15 protein-coding genes are annotated in these 19,055 nt (G+C 65.2%); 9 read left to right on the top strand and 6 right to left on the bottom strand.

Translation table 11 applies throughout. The features are described 5' to 3' along the window. On the bottom strand, window positions 1-203 hold a 203-nt coding region (locus SALMUC_RS26880; RefSeq protein WP_037373055.1), incomplete at its 3' end, for a plastocyanin/azurin family copper-binding protein. A gap of 100 nt (window positions 204-303) precedes the next feature. Between SALMUC_RS26880 and SALMUC_RS26875 the strand changes: the two genes are divergently transcribed. Then, on the top strand, window positions 304-999 hold the full coding sequence (locus SALMUC_RS26875) for a Crp/Fnr family transcriptional regulator (protein ID WP_020040127.1): 696 nt from the start codon (window positions 304-306) through the stop codon (window positions 997-999). A 17-nt stretch (window positions 1,000-1,016) separates the two neighbouring features. Here SALMUC_RS26875 and SALMUC_RS26870 read toward each other — a convergent pair whose 3' ends face one another. Further along, window positions 1,017-1,247 carry a DUF1858 domain-containing protein gene (locus SALMUC_RS26870; RefSeq protein ID WP_020043549.1) on the bottom strand — a complete coding sequence of 77 codons (231 nt, stop codon included), beginning with the start codon at window positions 1,245-1,247 and terminating at the stop codon, window positions 1,017-1,019. Window positions 1,248-1,371: 124 nt separating this feature from the next. Here SALMUC_RS26870 and SALMUC_RS26865 point away from each other — a divergent pair, with 124 nt between their 5' ends. From SALMUC_RS26865 to hemN, 7 genes are all read left to right on the top strand, one after another. Next, on the top strand, window positions 1,372-1,824 hold the full coding sequence (locus tag SALMUC_RS26865; protein WP_037373052.1) for a c-type cytochrome: 453 nt from the start codon (window positions 1,372-1,374) through the stop codon (window positions 1,822-1,824). Window positions 1,825-1,846: 22 nt separating this feature from the next. Further along, the gene (locus SALMUC_RS26860; RefSeq protein ID WP_020043551.1) at window positions 1,847-3,190 is read left to right on the top strand and encodes a cbb3-type cytochrome c oxidase subunit I; all 1,344 of its coding nucleotides are present in this window, start codon (window positions 1,847-1,849) and stop codon (window positions 3,188-3,190) included. A gap of 3 nt (window positions 3,191-3,193) precedes the next feature. After that, entirely contained in the window at window positions 3,194-3,988 is a 795-nt protein-coding gene (locus tag SALMUC_RS26855; protein WP_020043552.1) for a CbbQ/NirQ/NorQ/GpvN family protein, read from the top strand. 5 nt (window positions 3,989-3,993) lie between these two features. Beyond that, window positions 3,994-5,871 (top strand): nitric oxide reductase activation protein NorD, encoded by a 1,878-nt coding sequence (locus SALMUC_RS26850; protein ID WP_037373063.1) that lies wholly within the window; start codon window positions 3,994-3,996, stop codon window positions 5,869-5,871. 172 nt (window positions 5,872-6,043) lie between these two features. Beyond that, window positions 6,044-6,262, top strand: coding sequence for a hypothetical protein (locus tag SALMUC_RS26845; protein WP_037373061.1), 219 nt, complete (start codon window positions 6,044-6,046; stop codon window positions 6,260-6,262). Beyond that, window positions 6,259-6,951 carry an NnrU family protein gene (locus tag SALMUC_RS26840; RefSeq protein WP_020043555.1) on the top strand — a complete coding sequence of 231 codons (693 nt, stop codon included), beginning with the start codon at window positions 6,259-6,261 and terminating at the stop codon, window positions 6,949-6,951. The genes SALMUC_RS26845 and SALMUC_RS26840 overlap by 4 nt, the downstream gene beginning before the upstream one ends. A gap of 50 nt (window positions 6,952-7,001) precedes the next feature. Continuing rightward, a complete protein-coding gene (gene hemN / locus SALMUC_RS26835) occupies window positions 7,002-8,357 on the top strand; it encodes an oxygen-independent coproporphyrinogen III oxidase (RefSeq protein WP_020043556.1) in 1,356 nt (451 codons plus the stop codon). Window positions 8,358-8,406: 49 nt separating this feature from the next. Here the strand turns inward: hemN and SALMUC_RS26830 are convergent, their stop codons facing one another. From SALMUC_RS26830 to SALMUC_RS26820, 3 genes are all read right to left on the bottom strand, one after another. Next, the gene (locus tag SALMUC_RS26830; RefSeq protein WP_021121081.1) at window positions 8,407-9,228 is read right to left on the bottom strand and encodes a formylglycine-generating enzyme family protein; all 822 of its coding nucleotides are present in this window, start codon (window positions 9,226-9,228) and stop codon (window positions 8,407-8,409) included. 73 nt (window positions 9,229-9,301) lie between these two features. Continuing rightward, window positions 9,302-10,423, bottom strand: a complete 1,122-nt coding sequence (gene nirK / locus SALMUC_RS26825; protein WP_021121080.1) for a copper-containing nitrite reductase — start codon at window positions 10,421-10,423, stop codon at window positions 9,302-9,304. 333 nt (window positions 10,424-10,756) lie between these two features. Beyond that, entirely contained in the window at window positions 10,757-12,790 is a 2,034-nt protein-coding gene (locus SALMUC_RS26820) for an autotransporter outer membrane beta-barrel domain-containing protein (RefSeq protein WP_021121078.1), read from the bottom strand. Here SALMUC_RS26820 and SALMUC_RS26815 point away from each other — a divergent pair. After that, on the top strand, window positions 12,783-13,739 hold the full coding sequence (locus SALMUC_RS26815; RefSeq protein WP_021119830.1) for an IS5 family transposase: 957 nt from the start codon (window positions 12,783-12,785) through the stop codon (window positions 13,737-13,739). The genes SALMUC_RS26820 and SALMUC_RS26815 overlap by 8 nt on opposite strands. Here the strand turns inward: SALMUC_RS26815 and SALMUC_RS26810 are convergent. Continuing rightward, window positions 13,649-18,160, bottom strand: coding sequence for a beta strand repeat-containing protein (locus tag SALMUC_RS26810; RefSeq protein ID WP_020043469.1), 4,512 nt, complete (start codon window positions 18,158-18,160; stop codon window positions 13,649-13,651). The genes SALMUC_RS26815 and SALMUC_RS26810 overlap by 91 nt on opposite strands. Between the last annotated feature and the right edge of the window lie 895 nt (window positions 18,161-19,055).

Raw genomic sequence — 19,055 nt, 5'->3', positions numbered from 1 at the left:
ATGCTTTCGACATTGTGGCCCTTGTCGGTCGGCACGAACTGGATCACGTCGCCGGGTTCGGCCTTCACGTAGGCGGGTTCGAACACCATCACGCCCGCCTCGCCCTTGTTGAGCATCTTGACCTCATGCACCGCTCCGTCTGTGGCGAACGCCGCACCGGCGGCAAGGGTGATAGCGGCAGACATCATCATCATCTTGAACATCGGAACTTCCTTTCTCCGTTTCCGGTTGTTTCGCTTGCTCCCGGTTTGCAGTAATCCGTCGATCGGAACGTTGCTCTTGCTCAAACTCGCGGACCGAAACTTGCCGAAGCTCGACGAAAGCCTTCTGACCGGCCTGCCGCCATTCTCGCGCCTTGAGAGGCCTCAGATCCGCGAAATTCTCGACCAGGCCAGTTCGCGCCGCTACGATGAGGGCACGGCCGTCTTTCGGGAGGGCCACGATGCCGACCGTTTCTTCCTGCTGCTCGACGGCTACCTGCGCGTGATCCGTACCACGCCGGACGGCGATCAGATTATCGTCCTCCACATCTCGCCCGGCCAGCTCTTCGGCATCGCTCCGGCCCTTCAGCGCGACACCTACCCGGCCACGGCGATGACCGCCGCGGAATCCATCGCCCTGTCATGGCCGGCGCGCCTGTGGTCCGATTTCACAGCGAGCTACGACGGCTTCGCAACCGAGAGCTACAAGACCCTTGGTCAGCGACTGGGTCAGATCCAGCAGACACTGACCGAGATGGCGACCCAGGCGGTGGAAAAGCGTGTCGCCGCCGCCTTGCTGCGCATGGTGAACCAAAGCGGGCGGAAAACGGACACCGGGATCGAGATCGCGTTTCCGGTGACGCGCCAGAATATCTCGGACATGACCGGCACGACCCTGCACACCGTCAGCCGGCTGCTTTCATCGTGGGAAAAGCAGGGCATCGTGGAATCCACGCGCAAGCGCATCGCGGTCACCGATCCGCACCAGTTGGTGCTCATCAGCAACGGCAACGGCTGACAGCTGCCTGCCTGCGCCTACGCGCGCTTCTGCCGTTCGGAACGCAGTCCGCCGGCGATCTCGCTGCGGAAGCTGTCTTCGTCCAGGTCGTACTCGCGACAGGAATCGACGACCGTGTGAAACGGCGCAATCGGACATCCGGGGCAGAGCATTCGACGATCCAGGAAGGGCTGCGCCGCCTCGGGCCACGCGGCGAAGAGATCTGCCAGCGGCAGGTCGGGATCGTTGGAGTCGGGGCGGCGGCGCATGGGCGTGTCCTTTCCCCGATATACTGCGGCCGCCTTTCGTCCGCTTCTTTGCGCTTCCACAACAAGCGGCGATGACACGCCCGGTAGACACCTCGCATCCGCAACAAATCGCCGGGACCGCGACATGTCAGAAATACTCACCAAATCGCGGGCCAGGAACGTGTTCTACGGGGGATCGATCTTCTTCGTCGTCGTGTTCGTGGCCCTTACGGCGCAAAGCCACCGTCACATCGTGGACAAGGCCACGGCCGGGATGCCCCTCACCGAGGAGGTCCGGCTGGGCAAGCACGTCTGGGAACGCAACTCCTGCATCAACTGCCACACGCTGCACGGCGAAGGCGCCTATTTCGCCCCCGAGGTCGGGAATGTGATGACCCGCTGGGGCGTCCTGGACGATCCCGAGCTCGCCTACGAGATGCTGGACGGATGGATGCAGGCACAGCCCTCGGGCATCGAGGGTCGTCGCCAGATGCCGCATTTCGAGATCACCGAGGAGGAGATGCGCGCACTCGCCGAATTCCTCCGCTGGGCAGATCAGACCGACACCCAGAACTGGCCGCCGAACGACGCCGGCTGATCGGGGAACAGGAGACAAATCAATGAAATACCAATCGCAAAAGGTGGCCTACGCCTATTTCCTCGTGGCGATGGCGCTGTTCGGCATCCAGGTGCTGGGCGGGCTGCTGCTGGGCTGGATCTACGTGTCGCCCAATACGCTGTCCGAGGCCCTGCCCTTCAACATCGTGCGCATGATCCATACCAACGCGCTGATCGTCTGGCTGCTGCTGGGCTTCTTCGGCGCGGCCTACTACCTCGTGCCCGAGGAAAGCGAACGAGAGATCTTCTCGGTCAAGCTCGCCTACATCCAGCTGGCGATCCTCGTGGTCGGCACGCTTGGGGCGGTCGGATCGTACCTCGTGGGCATCCACGGCGGGCGCGAGTTCCTCGAACAGCCGCTCTGGGTCAAGTTCGGCATCCTCGTGGCGGCGGTGATCTTTCTCGCGAACGTCTCGCTCACCTTCCTCGCGGGGCGCAAGACGGCGATCACCAACATCCTGATGATGGGCCTCTGGCTGCTCTGCCTGCTTTGGGTCTTCGCCTTCATCAACCCCGACAATCTGTCGCTCGACAAGATGTACTGGTGGATGGTCGTGCACCTCTGGGTCGAGGCGACCTGGGAACTCGTCATGGCCGCGATCCTCGGCTTCCTCATGCTGAAGCTGACGGGCGTGGACCGCGAGGTGATCGAGAAATGGCTCTATGTCATCGTCGCCACCGCGCTGTTCTCCGGCATCCTCGGCACCGGGCACCACTTCTACTGGATCGGCACGCCCGGCTACTGGCAGTGGATCGGCTCGGTCTTCTCGACCTTCGAGGTCGTGCCGTTCTTCGCGATGATGTCCTTTGCCTTCGTCATGGTCTGGAAGGGCCGCAAGAACCACCCGAACAAGGCCGCGCTGCTGTGGTCGCTGGGATCGAGCACCGTCGCCTTCTTCGGCGCGGGAGTCTGGGGGTTCCTGCACACGCTGCACGGGGTGAACTTCTACACCCACGGCACGCAGATCACCGCGGCCCACGGGCACCTCGCCTTCTACGGCGCCTACGTGGCCCTGAACCTCGCGATGTTCACCTACGCGATGCCGGTGCTGCGGAACCGCGCGCCCTATAACCAGGTGCTCAACATGGCCTCGTTCTGGCTGATGACCGGCGGCATGGCCTTCATGACCTTCACGCTGACCTTCGCCGGCACCATCCAGACGCACATGCAGCGGATCGTGGGCGACTACTACATGGACGTGCAGGACCAGCTCGGCCTGTTCTACCTGATGCGCTTCGGCTCGGGCGTGGCGGTGGTCCTCGGTGCCCTGCTCTTCATCTACTCCATGCTCGTGGTGCGCCGCGAGGTTGTCCAACCCGGCCCCGTGGCCGTTCCGGGAGAGTGATCCATGAAAGACCTCCAGACACCCGACCTGCCGTTCTACCAGCCCGCAGCCGACGAATGCGCGGTGTTCGAGACGGCCCATGCCAACGGTCTGCCCCTTCTTCTGAAGGGGCCCACCGGCTGCGGCAAGACGCGCTTCGTGGAGCACATGGCGGCCCGGCTGGACCTTCCGCTGCACACCGTGGCCTGTCATGACGACCTGTCGGCCGCCGACCTGATCGGACGCTACCTGCTGAAGGGCGGCGAGACCGTCTGGGTGGACGGCCCCCTGACACGCGCGGTGCGCGAGGGCGGGATCTGCTACCTCGACGAGGTGGTCGAGGCCCGCAAGGACGTCACCGTCGTGCTGCACCCGCTGACCGATGACCGCCGCCGGCTGGTGATCGACCGGACGGGCGAGGAGTTGCAGGCTCCCGCGTCCTTCATGCTCGTGGCGAGCTACAACCCCGGCTACCAGAACATCCTGAAAAAGCTGAAGCCGTCGACGCGGCAGCGTTTCCTCTCGATCGGCTTCGACTTTCCGTCACCCGAGGTCGAAACGCCGGTCGTGGAACGTGAAAGCGGTCTGGACCAGGCGCGCGCGACCGCGCTGGTGCGGCTCGCGGGCAAGATCCGCGGCCTGTCGGGCATGGACCTCGAGGAAGGCGTCTCGACCCGCCTGCTGATCTACGCGGCCACGATGATCGCCGGGGGCATGTCCGTGGACCGTGCGCTGGAGGCCGCGATCATCGAACCGCTCAGCGACGAGCCGGACACGCAACAGGCGCTGCGCGACCTCGCCGCCGTGATCTACGGGTGAAGACCATGCTGCACGTTCTCGACCTGATGGAACCGGAGGAAACCGTCGGCAATCTCTGGCACGACATGGCCTCGCGTTGGGGGGCGACCGGGAGTGACGCCGCCCGCGCCGTGACCTTCGAGGACATGCACCGGTCGGCCGCCACGCTCTTCCGGGCGCTTGGCGGCGCGGCGGGGGTGGAGATCACCCCCGCCCCCCTCGCCACCTCGGATCACCGCCCGGACCGCATTCGCCGTATCGGCACCCCGCGCGAAAAGGCGCATGTCGCGGATTTCGACGGCGACCGCCTGCGCCTGCCGCCGGTGATCGACACCTTCCCCACGCGCGAGCTGAACCGCGCCTGCTATCTCTGGCTGGCGGCTCTCGCCGCCTTCGCCGAGATCCCCCTGCGCAAGGCCGATCCGCTGGCGGCCGACCGGGCCGAGATCGCGGCGCTGGCCGCCGCCTCGGACCGAGCCTATGCCGCCTGCCCCGGCCTGCGCCATGCGCATGGCAGCCTGTGCCGTCACGTCGTGCAAACTCGCCAGCGCACCGGCCTGCCGCGCTGCGAGGCGGGAATCGAGCGGCTGATCCTCGACCAGCTCACGGGCCCCTCGGACGCCCGGGAATGCCTGACCTGCCCCGCCCCGCGTGGCTATCGCACCTATGCGCCGATCCCGATCTGGCTGCGCCTGCGACATGGCGCCAAGGCCGGAAAGGGCGCGCCCGAAGAGCCGCAGACCCAAGGCGCCGCCATGGCCGTGCCGACCCGCAAGGATGCTCGCCGCGAGGAACGCGACCAGGCGAACCGGAACGACAGCTTCATCATACACCGGTTCGAAACCATCATGTCCTGGGCGGAAAGCCTCAACGTGAACCGGATGGTGGATGACGACGACCAGGACAACGCCGCCAAGGCCGCCGAGGACCAGGACCACCTGACCCTGTCGCAGAACCTGAAACGTGCCGCCACCCGCCTGCGGCTGTCGCTGGACCTCTCGCCGCAGGACGCCGAACACGAACGGCTGGCGGGCGCCTACACCTATCCCGAATGGAACCGCCGCACCGGCGACTACATGCCCGGCCATGCCCGCGTGCTGGAGGCCGAGGCGAAACCGCGCATCGAGTATGCCCCCGACCCGAAACTGGTCACGCGGGTGAAGCGCCAGTTCGCGCCGCTGCATCCACGCCGCGTGATGCTGCCCCGGCAAATCGACGGCGACGATCTGGATCTCGACGCCATCGTGACCTCGCGAACCGACATCGCGTGCGGGCACGAGGGCAGCGATCGGGTCTGGCAATCGAGCCGGCCAATGGCACGCGACCTGTCCGTGGCCATCCTGATGGATTGCTCCCGCTCGACCGAGGCCGCCATCGTCGACACATCCGTGATCGAGGTCGCGCGCGAGGCGCTGTCCGCCCTGGCCGAGGGCATCGATACCGCCGGCGACCGGCTGGGCATCTGGGGCTTTTCCTCGCTCCGCCGCGACCGGGTGTTCGTGCACCGCTGCAAGACCTTCGAGGACCCCATGTCCTCGGCGGTCACCGCGCGGATCGGCGGACTGAGACCGGGCCACTACACGCGGCTCGGCACCGCGATCCGCCACGTCTCGGCCCAGCTGGCCAAGGAGGGCGCCACGCGGCGGCTGTTGCTGGTGCTGACCGATGGCAAGCCCAACGACCTCGACCACTACGAGGGCCAGCACGGGATCGAGGACAGCCGCATGGCGGTTCGCGAAGCCCGCGCGCTTGGGCAGGCGGTGCACGGCGTGATCGTCGACTCGGACGGACAGGACTGGTTCGCCCGCATTTTCGGCCGTGCCGGCTTCACATTGCTGCCGCACCCCGAACGCCTGCCCCGCGCCCTGCCCGACATCTACCAGACCCTGACCATGGAGAGCTGACATGAAACGCATCCTCGCCCTTGCGACAATCCTCCCCGCCCCGGCACTGGCCAAGGCCTTCGACCGCCCCATTCCGCAGCCTCAGACCGAAACGGCCGAGTTTTGGTTCCTGGTCGGCTCCATCGCGCTCATCGTCGCGTTGGGGGCCGGTGCAATGGATGGTCAGCCGGCGATGAGACCGTCCTGGAAACTCTTCGCCGCGCTCTACCCGTTCGGGGCCGGCGCGATGGGGGTGAACCTGTTCTTCGCCTCGCTGATCGGTTCCTGGCTGGGCTGGCCGGTCCTGACCCCGTGGCAGGCCGCCGCCGGAGGGCTGGTCATCGGCCTGCCCGCCACCTATGCCTTCGCCGGCCACATCGCGCGGCTGATGAAACAGGCGGAGGGATCATGACCGGATGGACGGAATACGCGCTGGCGCTGGTGCTTTTCGTGGCCAGCCACTTCCTGCCGCGCCTCGGCGGCCTGCGGGAGCGACTGATCGGCTCGGTCGGACGGCGCATCTATTTCAGTGTCTACGGTCTTGTCTCGATCGCCCTGCTTGTCTGGGTCATCTCGGCCGCGATACGTGCGCCGCACGTGCAGCTCTGGCCGCAGCTGCCCTGGACCCGCTGGGTCCCGAACATCGCCATGCCGGTCGCCATTATCCTCGTGACCTGCGGCATCGGAATGCGCCAACCCTTCACTCTGGGCGGAAGGCGCGGCGCCGAGTTCGATCCGGCCCAGCCCGGCTTCGCCGCGGTGTCGCGCCATCCGCTGTTCCTGGCGCTCGCGCTGTGGTCCGGTGCCCACCTTGTGCCGAACGGCGAGCTTTCCATGGTGATCCTCTTCGGCAGCTTCCTTGCCATGGCGCTGGCCGCGATGCCCGCCTTCGATGCGCGGGCCCGCCGCGCGCTCGACGACAGCGCCGAGCCTTTCCTTGCCAATACCGCGATCCTGTCGCCAGCGCCGCTGATGCGCCGCGACTGGCTGCGCGCCAATGCCCGCGGGACGGCGATCCGGGCAGCGATCGGGCTCTTCCTCTGGGTCGGCCTCCTGCATCTTCACACGATGGTCATCGGCGCCTCGCCCTTCCCGATCTGAGCTTGATCCGGCGCAAAGAGCCTTTCGCCAGAAAGCCGCATACCGGGCCCATGAAACAGATCGACCGCCTCAGATCCCTCGGCCTCTTCGACGCCCGGGTGCCCCGCTACACCTCCTACCCGACGGCTCCCGTCTTCGCGCCGGATGTCGGCGCCACGCAGCAGGCAGCCGCCCTTGCCGCGCTGGACCCGACCGAGCCGGTGTCCGTCTATATCCACATCCCTTTCTGCGAGCGGTTGTGCTGGTTCTGTGCCTGCCGAACGCAGGGCACGAAGACGCTGAGCCCGGTTGAAAGCTACATCGGGACGCTGGAGCAGGAACTGGCCCTGCTTGCCGACACCCTGCCGGCAGGCCTGCGCATGGGCCGCATGCACTGGGGCGGCGGTACGCCGACCATCCTGCCTCCCGCGCTGATCCACCGGCTGGCACGGGCGGTGAAGGCCGTGATCCCTCCGACGGCAGACTGCGAGGTCTCGGTCGAGATCGACCCGACCATGGTGGACCGGGAGAAGATCGAGGCACTGGCGGCCGAGGGCATGAACCGCGCCAGCATCGGCATCCAGGATTTCGACCCGGTCGTGCAGCAGGCCATCGGGCGGCTGCAGCCCTTCGATGTCACGCGGACCTGCGTCGACGATCTGCGGGCGGCGGGCATACGGTCGCTGAACGCGGACCTCGTCTACGGCCTGCCCCACCAGGACGCCGCGCGCCTGAACGATACAGTGTCGAAAGTGCTGGATCTCGGACCGGACCGGATCGCGCTTTTCGGCTATGCCCATGTCCCGTGGATGTCCAAGCGGCAGAAACTCATCGACGAGGCTGCGCTCCCGCGCGAACTGGAACGCTACCAGCTGGCCGAGCTGGCGGCGCAACGCTTCCGCGAGGCCGGGCTGCAGAGCATTGGCATCGACCATTTCGCCCGCCCCACGGACGGTCTTGCCGTGGCGGCGCGAACCGGGCGCCTGCGCCGCAATTTCCAGGGCTACGTCGATGATACCTGCGCCACGCTGATCGGCCTCGGGGCCTCTTCGATCTCGCGGCTCCCCACTGGCTACATCCAGAACGCCGCCGCCACACCTGCCTACGTGCAACGGATCGAGGCCGGGCAACTCGCCGGCGCGCGCGGCCACGTCATGACCGCAGATGACCTGCTGCGCGCCCGCGCGATCGAAATGATCATGTGCAACTTCCGGCTGGAACTTGAGGCTCTGCGGGAAGCTTACGGGGACAGTGCGGACGGGCTGCGCCCCGAGATCGCGCTTTTGGTCGAGCGTTTCGGCGAGATGGTCCACGTCACGGGGGAGACGTTGTCGATCCGGCCGGAGGCGCAGGCGCTGACCCGCATCATTGCCAGCCATTTCGACGCGCATGTGCCGGAGGGGGCGCGTTTCAGCCAGGCGTCCTGACCCGCACGACGGAGCTGCCGGGCCGTGCCTTATCGCCCGGCAGCCTCTGTCACCACACTGCCGGACCGTTGCGGTCGGGCGCGCCCGCGTCCCGCACCAACCGGAAGCCGAGATGATCCGGCGGCAGGCCGACCGCGCAGCCGCCGACGCTGGCATCGCGAACGAAATCTATGACCGCGGCCCTGTGCCGTCCGCCGGCGATACGGACACCGCAATAGGGATCGCTCTGTACCACCGTTCCGTCAGCGGCCAGGCGGCCATTCACCATGCAACCGTCGGTCCATTCCCAGATGTTGCCACCCATGTCTGCGACACCGAGGGAATTCTCGCCGTACCCGCCGGCGGGTCGCGGAGCAGAGCCGGCACTGCCGCGCAGGAAGACTCCGTTCGCGTAGGCGCTCAGCATTCGCTCGCCGGGATCGCGCGCCCCGGCATCCGCCGCGGCGTCGCCGTAGCGTTCGGCCGCGGCCAGTTGCCATTCCGCTTCTGTCGGCAAACGCCATGCCTGCTTTGTCAGCTCCGAGTACCAAGCGGCAAAAGCGGTCGCGTCCTGCCAGTTCACCTGCGTCTGCGGCAGCGAACCACCGACGGCGGGCACCGCCGCGCAGGCACCGGCGGCAACGCAGGTGGAATACTGATCGCGCGACACCTGGTGTTTCATGATCTCGAAGCCGGGGACGGCGAGCACGACCCTGCGCGGCGTCCGCGCCTTGCCCTCCTGCGAAAAGTTGCCAAGCGGTCGCCATGACACTTCGCCCGCCGCGACCGTCACGGTCTGTGGCGGCGCAAAGGGAGGCGCTCCGTCAGGAATGGCTCCAAGACCGAGCGCGCCGACGGCAGCAAGCAGTGGTACAAGCAATATCGTCTTCATCAATCCAACCTCCTGAAATGCAAGGGGCGGCCGCATCGCGACCGCCCCTGCCCCCCTTCCCTGTGCAACGCCGTCAGATCCCGGTCATCTCTGTCGGGGCAACCACCTGTTCCATCAGGTCGTTGTTCCAGTCACCCGCGACCACCACGTGGGCCGTGGCCCCGAGGTTCACGGCCTCGATCAGGTTGTGGTTCACGTAGGCGTAGACGCCCGGCTGCAGGAACTCGTAGAGCGCCGCACCGGCCGAACCGCCGCGGATGAACCAGGTTTCCAGATCGCGGTCAGGCACGTTGTTGAACTTGCCGGCCTCCCAGACCAGGTCGCCGTGACCGCCGATCAGGTGCGGTCGGCTGTCCCGGTTGCCCTGGCTGTGCACGAAGAGCACTTTCTCTCCGACCGCCGCCTTCAGGGCATTGTCCCCGGTCAGGGCCCCGACCTTGCCGTTGAACACCACGTGGCTCGGGACCAGGCCGTTCATCACCTCGAGCGTGTCGAGATAGCTTTCGCCGACATCCCCGTACCGCTTGTAGACCCCGGCCTCGTCCTTCGGAATGTAGAACTCGTTCTCTCCGATGTAGTAGACGCGGTCGTAGGAGACCCGCCGGCCCTCGTGGTCCTTCAGGCCATCGCGCGGCAGGACCATGATGCTGCCCACCATGCCCGCCACGACGTGCCAGGGGATCATGGGGCCGCCCGGCGCGCAGTGGTAGACGAAGGTGCCCGGCCGCGTGGCCTTGAAACGCAGCACCGTCTTCTCGCCGGGGTTCACGAGCGTCAGCGCGCCGCCCCCCAGCGCGCCGGTGGCGGCGTGGAAGTCGATGTTGTGCTGCAGCATGTTTTGTGGCGGGTTGATCAGGGTCAGCTCGACATAGTCGTCTTGATGCACCACCATCATCGGGCCGGGAATGGACCCGTTGAAGGTCATGCCCTGGAGGTATGCTCCGTCATCAACCTGGATTTCCTTTTCTACAATCGTCATCTCGAACTCGACGATCCGGGGCTCGCCGGGGGCCACCTGTTCGTGCTCATGCACGAAGGGCGGCGCGACCAGTTCGCGACGAATACGCTTCAGCTTCGAGAGATCCGCAGGTGCGGCGGCGGGCGTCAAAGCCTCCTCGGCTTTTGCGGCCCTGGCGAAGATGGGCAGGCTCACCGCTCCGGCGGCCCCCATCAGTGCGGCTCTCCTGGTCAGCATTTTCAATCTCCTTTCCGGTATGAATGCTGGTTGAGAAGAGGCTACCGCGGCCGGATCCTGGGAACGTTGTGCCAGCGCAAGGTTCCGGTTCGTTTCACGGCCGCGCACCAGTTTGGCGTCGATTTTCTGCGGCAACTGGAATTACCCCTCCGCCATTACAACCGCTGGAGTGCCCTTGCTGACTTGCACTGCGCCGCGTTTTCCGAAGACCCGAACCATAGAGGAGGATGGAGGATCACGAACAATCCGAATTTGCCACGCGATTGGAGCATATCTTACCGACGGCCGTGACAATTTCCGCCACGGCCGTCGGCGTTTGCAGATGTCCTCAACTCAGAATTCGTAGGAAAGCCGAAGGTTGGCCCCGTATTTTTCAGATGATTCCGACAAACTCCCGAAGGCTCCCGCGTCAACCATCAGGCCATTTTTCGCCAATACCTTCAGGCCCAGGCCGACATCGGCATAGGTCTTGTCGAACTCGGTCGAAACCCGGAACCTCGACGCTCCGTCGTGGGAGGAATCAAACAGCGAGTGGATGTCGGGAGCACCGTTGCCGAAGTACTTCGTCATCCCAAGTGTCATGCTTGGACGGTAGACAGTCCCACCCTCGCTTTTCCATTCCCCGCCAAACTCCACGGCTGGCTGGAGGTTGAAATAGGTGTCGCTCGAGTCATCGATATTGTGATTGAACCCAGCCGCGCCGCTTTCCCGAATGTCATCGGCGAGAACCACATCGACACCAAGATCCAGCCGAGGTTTCGCGTACCAGTTGCCACGCTCCATCAGGTACTCACCACGAACCTGACCTGAAACGGTCCAGATATCCTGGCTGCCTTTTGCCCTGTCGCCCAGGAAGCTGTTTCGCTCGATGTCAAACTTGCCATGCCCGACCGCCAGCGACGCCGCGAAAAGCGCCGGGCCGAACTGACGCTTGGCAACACCGCCCAGCTGGAAGACATCACCCTCGCTGGACATCATGCCATCGGCCGTCAGCTCCCGGTCTTCGTACGAAAACGCCGTGCCGAAGCTCCAGCCATTGCTTGCTCCGACCTGGATCCCGCCGGCGAGCGAAAAGGTTGTTTCCTCCACGCCCATGCGATTGCGGCTTTCTCTCTGGAGGAACTGCGATTGACCGATCATCAGCCAGCCGCACTGGCCTTCCGAGATGAAACGGTATGCACCAGTGTCCTCCGCGCAGCTCATCAGCGTATCTCCCAAACGCAGGCTGCCTTGCAGCGAGCTGTACTGATTGAGCGCATAAACCTCGCCACTGAGGGACGCGATTGCATCGCGGTAGGTGTCGGGGTCTTCGATTCTCACCAGAACATTGGCTTCCTCACGCGACAAGCTGCCCGCCTCGTACATATCCTGAAGATGCATTGTCAGAGGAACGTGGCCGGACCTTGCCGCTGACCGGGCAGTGGCAGAAGAGAAATCGAGATCGTACTCCAGCCTGACCTCGTTCGGCGTATCCCAGTTGAGGCTGTAGGTTGCCGCCACTGACGACTCCACCGTCAAGCCGGAGTCTGTCATGGAGGTGGCCTGAATGAATGGCTGGGTGACCTGCGGCCCATGTTTCGGATTGTCTCCGACATCCAACCGGACCGAGATCTCGCCAGCAAGTTCGGCGTCACCATCAATCGAGAGACGGTCTACATCGATCTGCTGATCTTGAGCCTGGTCCGCGTTCACATCAATGAGCATGATCCCATTGTCCTGCTGGGTGAAGTTACCTTTCAGGTCGGTTGCTTGGATGCTCCTGCGCGCTCCAATTTCGATCACCCCCTCATTATAGAGGATGCCTTTTTCAACATCCTGATCGCCTCCGAGTGAAATTTCCGGCCCCGCCGTGTACCACCCTTCATGTTCATTTACGAAATTGATGGGCCAACCTGCGCTTGCGGTATTCTCTATCGATCCGAAGATATCGCCAGAGTTTTCCACGGTAAGCCTGGCTTCTCCGTCGGTTCGAATGACATAACCGCGGTCCCCGTTGTTGACCATGGTTCCGTTGTTGATGATCTCGTTTTCCTTGCCACCTTTTATGGCGATTGTATCGCTATCGGCGCCTCTGGTCGCAACCGTTGCGCCGTTGTCGACAACAATACGGACATGGCCGCTGTTTTCGTCGGAGGACGCCTTGCTCTGCGCCAGGATCGCCCGTCCTTTATCGCCGGATGCAACGACATTGGAATGGACATTGATCCTTACGTCCCCAGCAACCCCGTCCTCGCCTCCAGCCGTGGATTGCGCGAAGATCCCGTGGGCCGAGGCCCCCGAGACATGAGGAGAGTCTGAAAAACCTCGCGCCTTGGCCGGGTTGAGGTAGACTGGGCGAGACGAAGAAGGATGCCCACCGATGCCCAAGCAACCTGCGTTTCCCGGTCTCCGCCACGCGATGAAGAAGAAGCAGACCCGGCGTGAGAAGTTTCTCGCGGAGATGGACGCGGTGGTGCCTTGGATGCGTCTGCTGGCGCTGATCGAGCCTCATTATCCGAAGGTCGGGCCGAAGGGCGGTCGGCCGCCGATGCCACTGGAGACGATGCTGCGGGTGTATTTCCTGCAGCAATGGTATGCGCTGAGCGATCCCATGGCTGAGGAGATGCTCTACGACAGCGAGTCCATGCGCCGGTTCGCAGGCATCGAACTCGGTGATGATCGTGTCCCGGATGAGACGACGATCCTGAACTTCAGACACCTGCTGGAGAAGCACGCGCTGACGGAGCGTTTGTTCGTTGAAGTGAACAAACATCTGGCCGATCAGGGCATCACGCTGCGCTCGGGCACACTGGTCGATGCGACGATCATCGACGCGCCGTCCTCGACCAAGAACGAAGCCGGGGCGCGCGATCCGGAGATGTCGTCAACGAAGAAGGGCAATGACTGGTTCTTCGGGATGAAGGCGCACGTTGGCGTCGATGCCGAGAGCGGCATCGTGCATAGCCTCGAGACCACCACGGCGAAGGTGCATGACAGCCAGGTCTGGGATGAGCTCCTCCATGGCGAGGAGACGTCGGTGTGGGCGGACAAGGGCTATGTCAGCGCTGCGCGCGAGGCCCATTTCTCCGGCCCGGACAAGTTCTGGGGCGTCATGCGGAAGGCGCCGAAGGGCGCTGCGCTGGACCCCATCGACGAGCACATCAATCGGATTATCGCGATGGTGCGGGCGCGGGTGGAGCATCCATTCCGCGTGCTCAAGCGCCAATTCGGGTATCTGAAGACCCGCTACCGTGGCCTCGCGAAGAACCGCGCGCAACTCTTCACGCTGTTCGCCCTCGGCAACCTGTTCCTCGTACGAAGAAAGCTGATGCCATGAGCCGGACTCTGTCCGAGGACCCCGTTTCGGGGCCTCAACAATGCCAAATCCGGCGAAATCAAATGCGCCTCGGGCTCACGCACCGATTTCACAGCCCGGATGGCCGGATGTCGGCGAAGCCGAAGCCGTAGTTCAGACCTTCCATGAATGTTGCCGTGGTTCGAGACGGTCACATCGCCGCCGTGGCCGGCGGCCCCGTTGCTTCCGGCAAAGTACGGAAGGTGAGGGCCGAAAATGGAGGCATCCTCTTCCAGCATGCCCACACCGCCGCCGCCGCCAATCGACTGGGCAAAGATACCGTGAGCCCCGAGGCCCGTCGTGGTCACGGCACCGCTATCGACAGCTACCTGTCCGCCATCACCGCCCAGACCACCGTCGCCTTGCGCGCCTATGCCGACTCCGATGTCCAATTCCGCAAAGCCGAGATTCAGGCTCTGGTGAATATCGCCGGCCGCGCCACCGCCGCCGCCAACCGATTGGGCCACAATGCCTATGCTGCCCTCGCCGCTTGTCGATACGGCCCCGGTGGCGGAATTGACGTTGATGTCGCCACCGTGGCCACCGCCGCCGCCGGAATTGCCCAGCAAGAAGGCCGTGATAAGCCCGCCAGAGCCTGCGCCCCCGATACCGCCGCCGCCGCCCACGGATTGGGCGAAAATGCCGTGGGAGAGGTCGCCTTCAGTGTGAAGGGTTCCAGTGTTCGCGACCGAAACCGCTTCGCCATGCGCTGCCGCGCCGCCTGTCCCGCCCAGGGCAAACGACCAGGAATTGACGTTCGGGAGCGACGTGATCGTCTTTACCCATCCGGAGATGGTGGCGGCCGTCGTGTCGGTTGTCCACCCTCCGATACCAAGGCCGCCTTCACCGCCGATGCCACCGCCTCCGCCGACACTCTGGGCCAGGATCCCATAGCCCAAGTCACCGCGCGTCGTGATATCTCCGTCATTTGTCACCGTGACCGCGCCGCCGTCGCTGCCGGCTCCTGCATTACCGCCGATGCTCAGGTCCGCCGACACCTTCACCGTCATCGTGTCCTCACCGGCCTCTCCTATCTGGCAAGCGTAGCCGGCCACCCCTGCGAGCTTGCATATTGCGCTCATTCCCAGGGTGTAATTCGAGACAAGCCCACCATCGCCGCCGCCACCGCCGACGGATTGGGCGAAAATGCCCCGCGATCCTTCGCCCGACGTCTCGATGCCGGCACTGTTTGTAACGTTGACGGCTCCCCCTTGACCCGATGCACCGCCTTTGCCGCCGACGTGCACACCAGCTCCGAACGTGAATGTGTCGCCGCTGTTCACGCCGGTCAGGTCGAGGTTGAAGCTTGCCGCGTTGCCGGCCTTGCCACCGCCGCCACCGACTGATTGCGCGTGAATGCCGTCAGAGCTGCCCTCGGCAGTCTCGATAGCGCCCGAGTTCGTGACGGTCACGGCACCTGCATCCATGCCGGTCCCACCATCACCGCCCACATCGACGCCAACAGAAACGGAACTCCCCGCGGACAGGGTTGAAAAGCCGTTGAAGACGGTGCCTCCGGCTCCGCCATTGCCGCCGACGGACTGCGCCATGATCCCTGCTGCGTCGTGGCTTTCCGTTCTGATGCCTCCGGAGTTGGTGACCGAAGCGTTACCGGCGGTGGCTCCACCTCCGCCTTTTCCCCCGATGTCGACATTGACCTGACCGCCGGCGCCCAGGTTGAGGTTGACGTTTCCGGTGTAGATATTTCCTCCGACCCCGCCGCTGCCGCCAATCGACTGCGCCATGATCGCGCGCGCACCGAGTTCCTTGGTGGTGATGGCGCCGTGGTTCGTGACCTCGGCAACGCCGCCGGTCCCGCCGCTGCCTCCCTCACCTCCGATATTCACATTCACTGCACCAGAATACCTTCCGATGCTGACGCCCCCTTCGACCACGAAGCCGCCATTGCCGCCCGAGCCACCCTGGCTCTGCGAAAGGATTCCGAAGGAGTATGCACCTTCGGTCACCAGATCAGCCGTCGAGGTCACCTCGGAGTGGCCTCCGACGCCTCCGGTCCCGCCTGAACCGCCGAGGGTCACGGCGAGCGACCCCATCGCCGCTTCGCCCGTGACGCTCCCCTTGGCGGAACCGCCGCTTCCACCGATACTCTGCGCCGCGAGGGCTTCCGCATGGGACCCCGAGGTCTTGATCGCGCCGGAATTGTCTACGGCGACGTGACCAGCGTTCCCTCCGGCCCCGCCTGATCCGCCGATGGTGACGTCGACACTGCCCACTGCGAGCGAGCCCCCGACGACGTAGCCTGAACTCCCGCCGCCTCCGGAAACGCTCTTTGCCGAAATTCCCGAGCTGTTCTCCCCCACGGTGGTGATAGCGGCACCCGACGTGACGTCGATGTCGCCGCCATCCCCGCTGGCACCGCCGGCGCCTCCGACGGTGGTTGTGACAGCTCCCACGGCCAGGGATCCGGAAAATGCGGCCCCGCTGTCGCCACCGCCTCCCCCGATGCTGGCAGCCAGGATACCTTCGGAATTGTCCCCGCCAGTCGAGATTGCGCCATCCGCCGTGACCGTCACATTACCGCCTGTGCCTCCGGAGCCGCCGGCCCCGCCGACCGTCGTGTTGACGGCTCCGGCACCGCTCGCAATATCCAGGTTTCCCGTGAGCGCCGAGGACCCGCCGCCCCCGCCAACCGATTGGGCATGGATCCCACGCGCGGCGTCACCGGACGTCGCGACATCACCGTGCGAGCCTACGTTGACATCGCTACCGTGATTTCCCGTGCCGCCGGTGCCGCCAAGAGTCGTCGTGACCGCAAACGCGGAAGGTCCCGAAATGTCCAGGGTCTGGCCGGACTGGCCGCCGCCGCCGCCAATGGACTGGCCGACAATCCCACTGGATCCGTCCCCCTCCGTATGGATGTCGCCCCGTGTGTTCAGGTCGACCTGACCGCCTGATCCGCCGCCTCCGCCTTTGCCGCCGATTGCGACCCCGACGCCAACCGCAAGGCCGCTGACGGCGATGGATCCGCCACCGCTGCCGCCGCCACCGCCAATGGAACTGCCGGTAATGGCGGCCGCATTGTCGCCAGTGGTATTCACTGTCGCAGCCGTGTCGATGGTTACCTTGTTCCCGAGACCGCCGCCGCCTCCGGTTCCGCCGATTGCGACACTCACATCACCGACAGCTGTTGCATGGCCGCCATCGCCGCCGCCTCCACCGACAGAAGCCGCATAAATGCCCCGCGCGCGATCCCCCTTCGTCGTCAACGTCGGAGCGGAGGAGGTGCCTGCCGGGTCATGATACTCAACGGCCCGACCATGGCCGCCAACACCGCCTGATCCACCGATCCCGACCGAGACCACGCCATCCGGGGCCACGGAGAGAGCTCCATCGCCGCCGCCGCCGCCGATGCTCTGTATGAAGACCGCGTCCGCATCGTTGCCCGAGGTGGCAACGTCGGCGCCATTCTCGACCGTCACGTTGCCGCCGGTGCCACCGCCACCTCCGTATCCACCAATTGCAACGGCACCCACCGTATCAACAGCGGAGCCCCCGCCACCACCGATGCTTTGCGCATTGATCCCGTCTGCACTATCGGCAGCGGTTGTGATCGTGGCTGACGTAGTTACCTGGACAGACCCAGCTTCACCGCTGCCTGCGCCATGCCCTCCGATCCCCACAATGCCGACGGCTGCGCCGCTGTCGCCGCCGCCACCGCCGACACTCTTGGCCGAAATGCCGTACGAGCCGACGCCTCCCGTGGTAATGCTACTCTGGTCCGCAGTGACCTGAACCGCACCGCCATTTCCCCCGGCGGCCCCAGTCCCGCCAATAAAGTCGACCCCGTAGGCATCGGACCCCTGGCCCCCGCCTCCACCTATGCTTTGTGCGACAATGCCGCTGGCATGGTCTTCCAGGGTCTTCAGGGTCGCTCCGGATTGCAGACCGACTATGACCTCACCGCCAGCGCCAGCGCTCTCGACACCGGCTCCATAGGCGAGAAATCCTACTGACAATCCAGCGTTGCCGCTGAAGCCGCCAACGCTCTGGGCAAGGATCGCGTTCGCACTTTTGCCTTTCGTCGAAATCGCCCCGGAGAACGTCAGTTCGACGGCTCCGCCAGGGCTACCACCGCCAGCAGCGCCCCCTTGCCCCGGACCGATACCGGCGGTGCCCGTGCCGCCGGATCCGCCTGCGCCACCGTAGCTTCGAACCAGGAAGCCCTGCGCGCTGTCCCCCTCGGTCGAGATGTCCGCTTCGACCGTGACATCCACCTTCGCCTCGTTCTGGCCACCGACACCGCCGTTGCCACCGGTGCCCTTCCCGGCAACGGTCGATCCGTTCCCGCCGTTGCCGCCCTGGCCGGCGAGGCTCTCTGCGCGAATACCGTGCTGGGCGCCCGAACCTTTCGTCCTGATTTGTGCGCGAGCGCTGCTCGTCAAGGTGAGGTTTCCGGCCGCGCCGCCGGTCCCTCCGTGCCCCGCCTGGACATCTCCGGCACCAGTCGTCGACGCGCCACCCGCGCCACCATTCCCACCTATGCTCTGGACAAGAACGCCTGCTGCCGCGCCGTCATCCACTTCGATGGTACCTCCACCGAGGTCGAGGGAAACGTCGCCTCCCGCGCCACCATCTCCGCCCTGCCCACCAGTGGCTTTCGCAGCGTCAGCCCGCCCAGTCCCGCCCGAGCCTCCTCTTCCGCCTGCCGAACGGAGATCTACGGCCATGGCGCCCGAACCACTTGCCGACAGATCGGCCGCCCCGATACGGCCGGACACGGCTCCACCGTCTCCGCCGTGGCCACCCGCCCCTCCGTTGCCCGCAAGCGTTCCGGAAGCGTTCGGTGCCACCGAGATCAAACTCCACCCGTAACCGGCATTTCCACCAATGCCCCCGGTGCTCCGCGCGGAGACGGCCGCCGAATTGTCACCGTGCGCACCCACCTTGGTGGTTCCCACGGCAAGCGTTGTCGTGTTTCCGTTTCCGCCGTGGCCACCAGCCCCACCCGTTACGGCAACGGTGCCGGAGTACGCATCACCGCCTCTGCCGGCTGTCCCCCCCGTCGTCTCAGCGAACAGGCCACGACTGTCCGCACCAAACACTGACACTTCGCCCGCGACCGCGGTTGTCGTCGCCGTTCCCGCAAGGCCTCCTTCGCCACCATATCCGGCGTTTGACTGTCCCACGTCGTTGTGACTGGCGCCTCCATCGCCACCGTGTCCGCCATGGCTCCCGGAGCCTGCTCCAGCGGTGCGCCGCCCCCACATTTCCACGAGGCCCGCCGAAAAGGTCAGGTTGGCTTGACCACCGGCACCGCCTCGCCCACCGCTGCCACTT

It is taken from the genome of Salipiger mucosus DSM 16094 (genome assembly GCF_000442255.1).
Taxonomy (GTDB): Bacteria; Pseudomonadota; Alphaproteobacteria; order Rhodobacterales; family Rhodobacteraceae; genus Salipiger; species Salipiger mucosus.
Note: the sequence above shows the minus strand (reverse complement) of the source record. Positions and strands in the feature narration are given on the sequence as shown.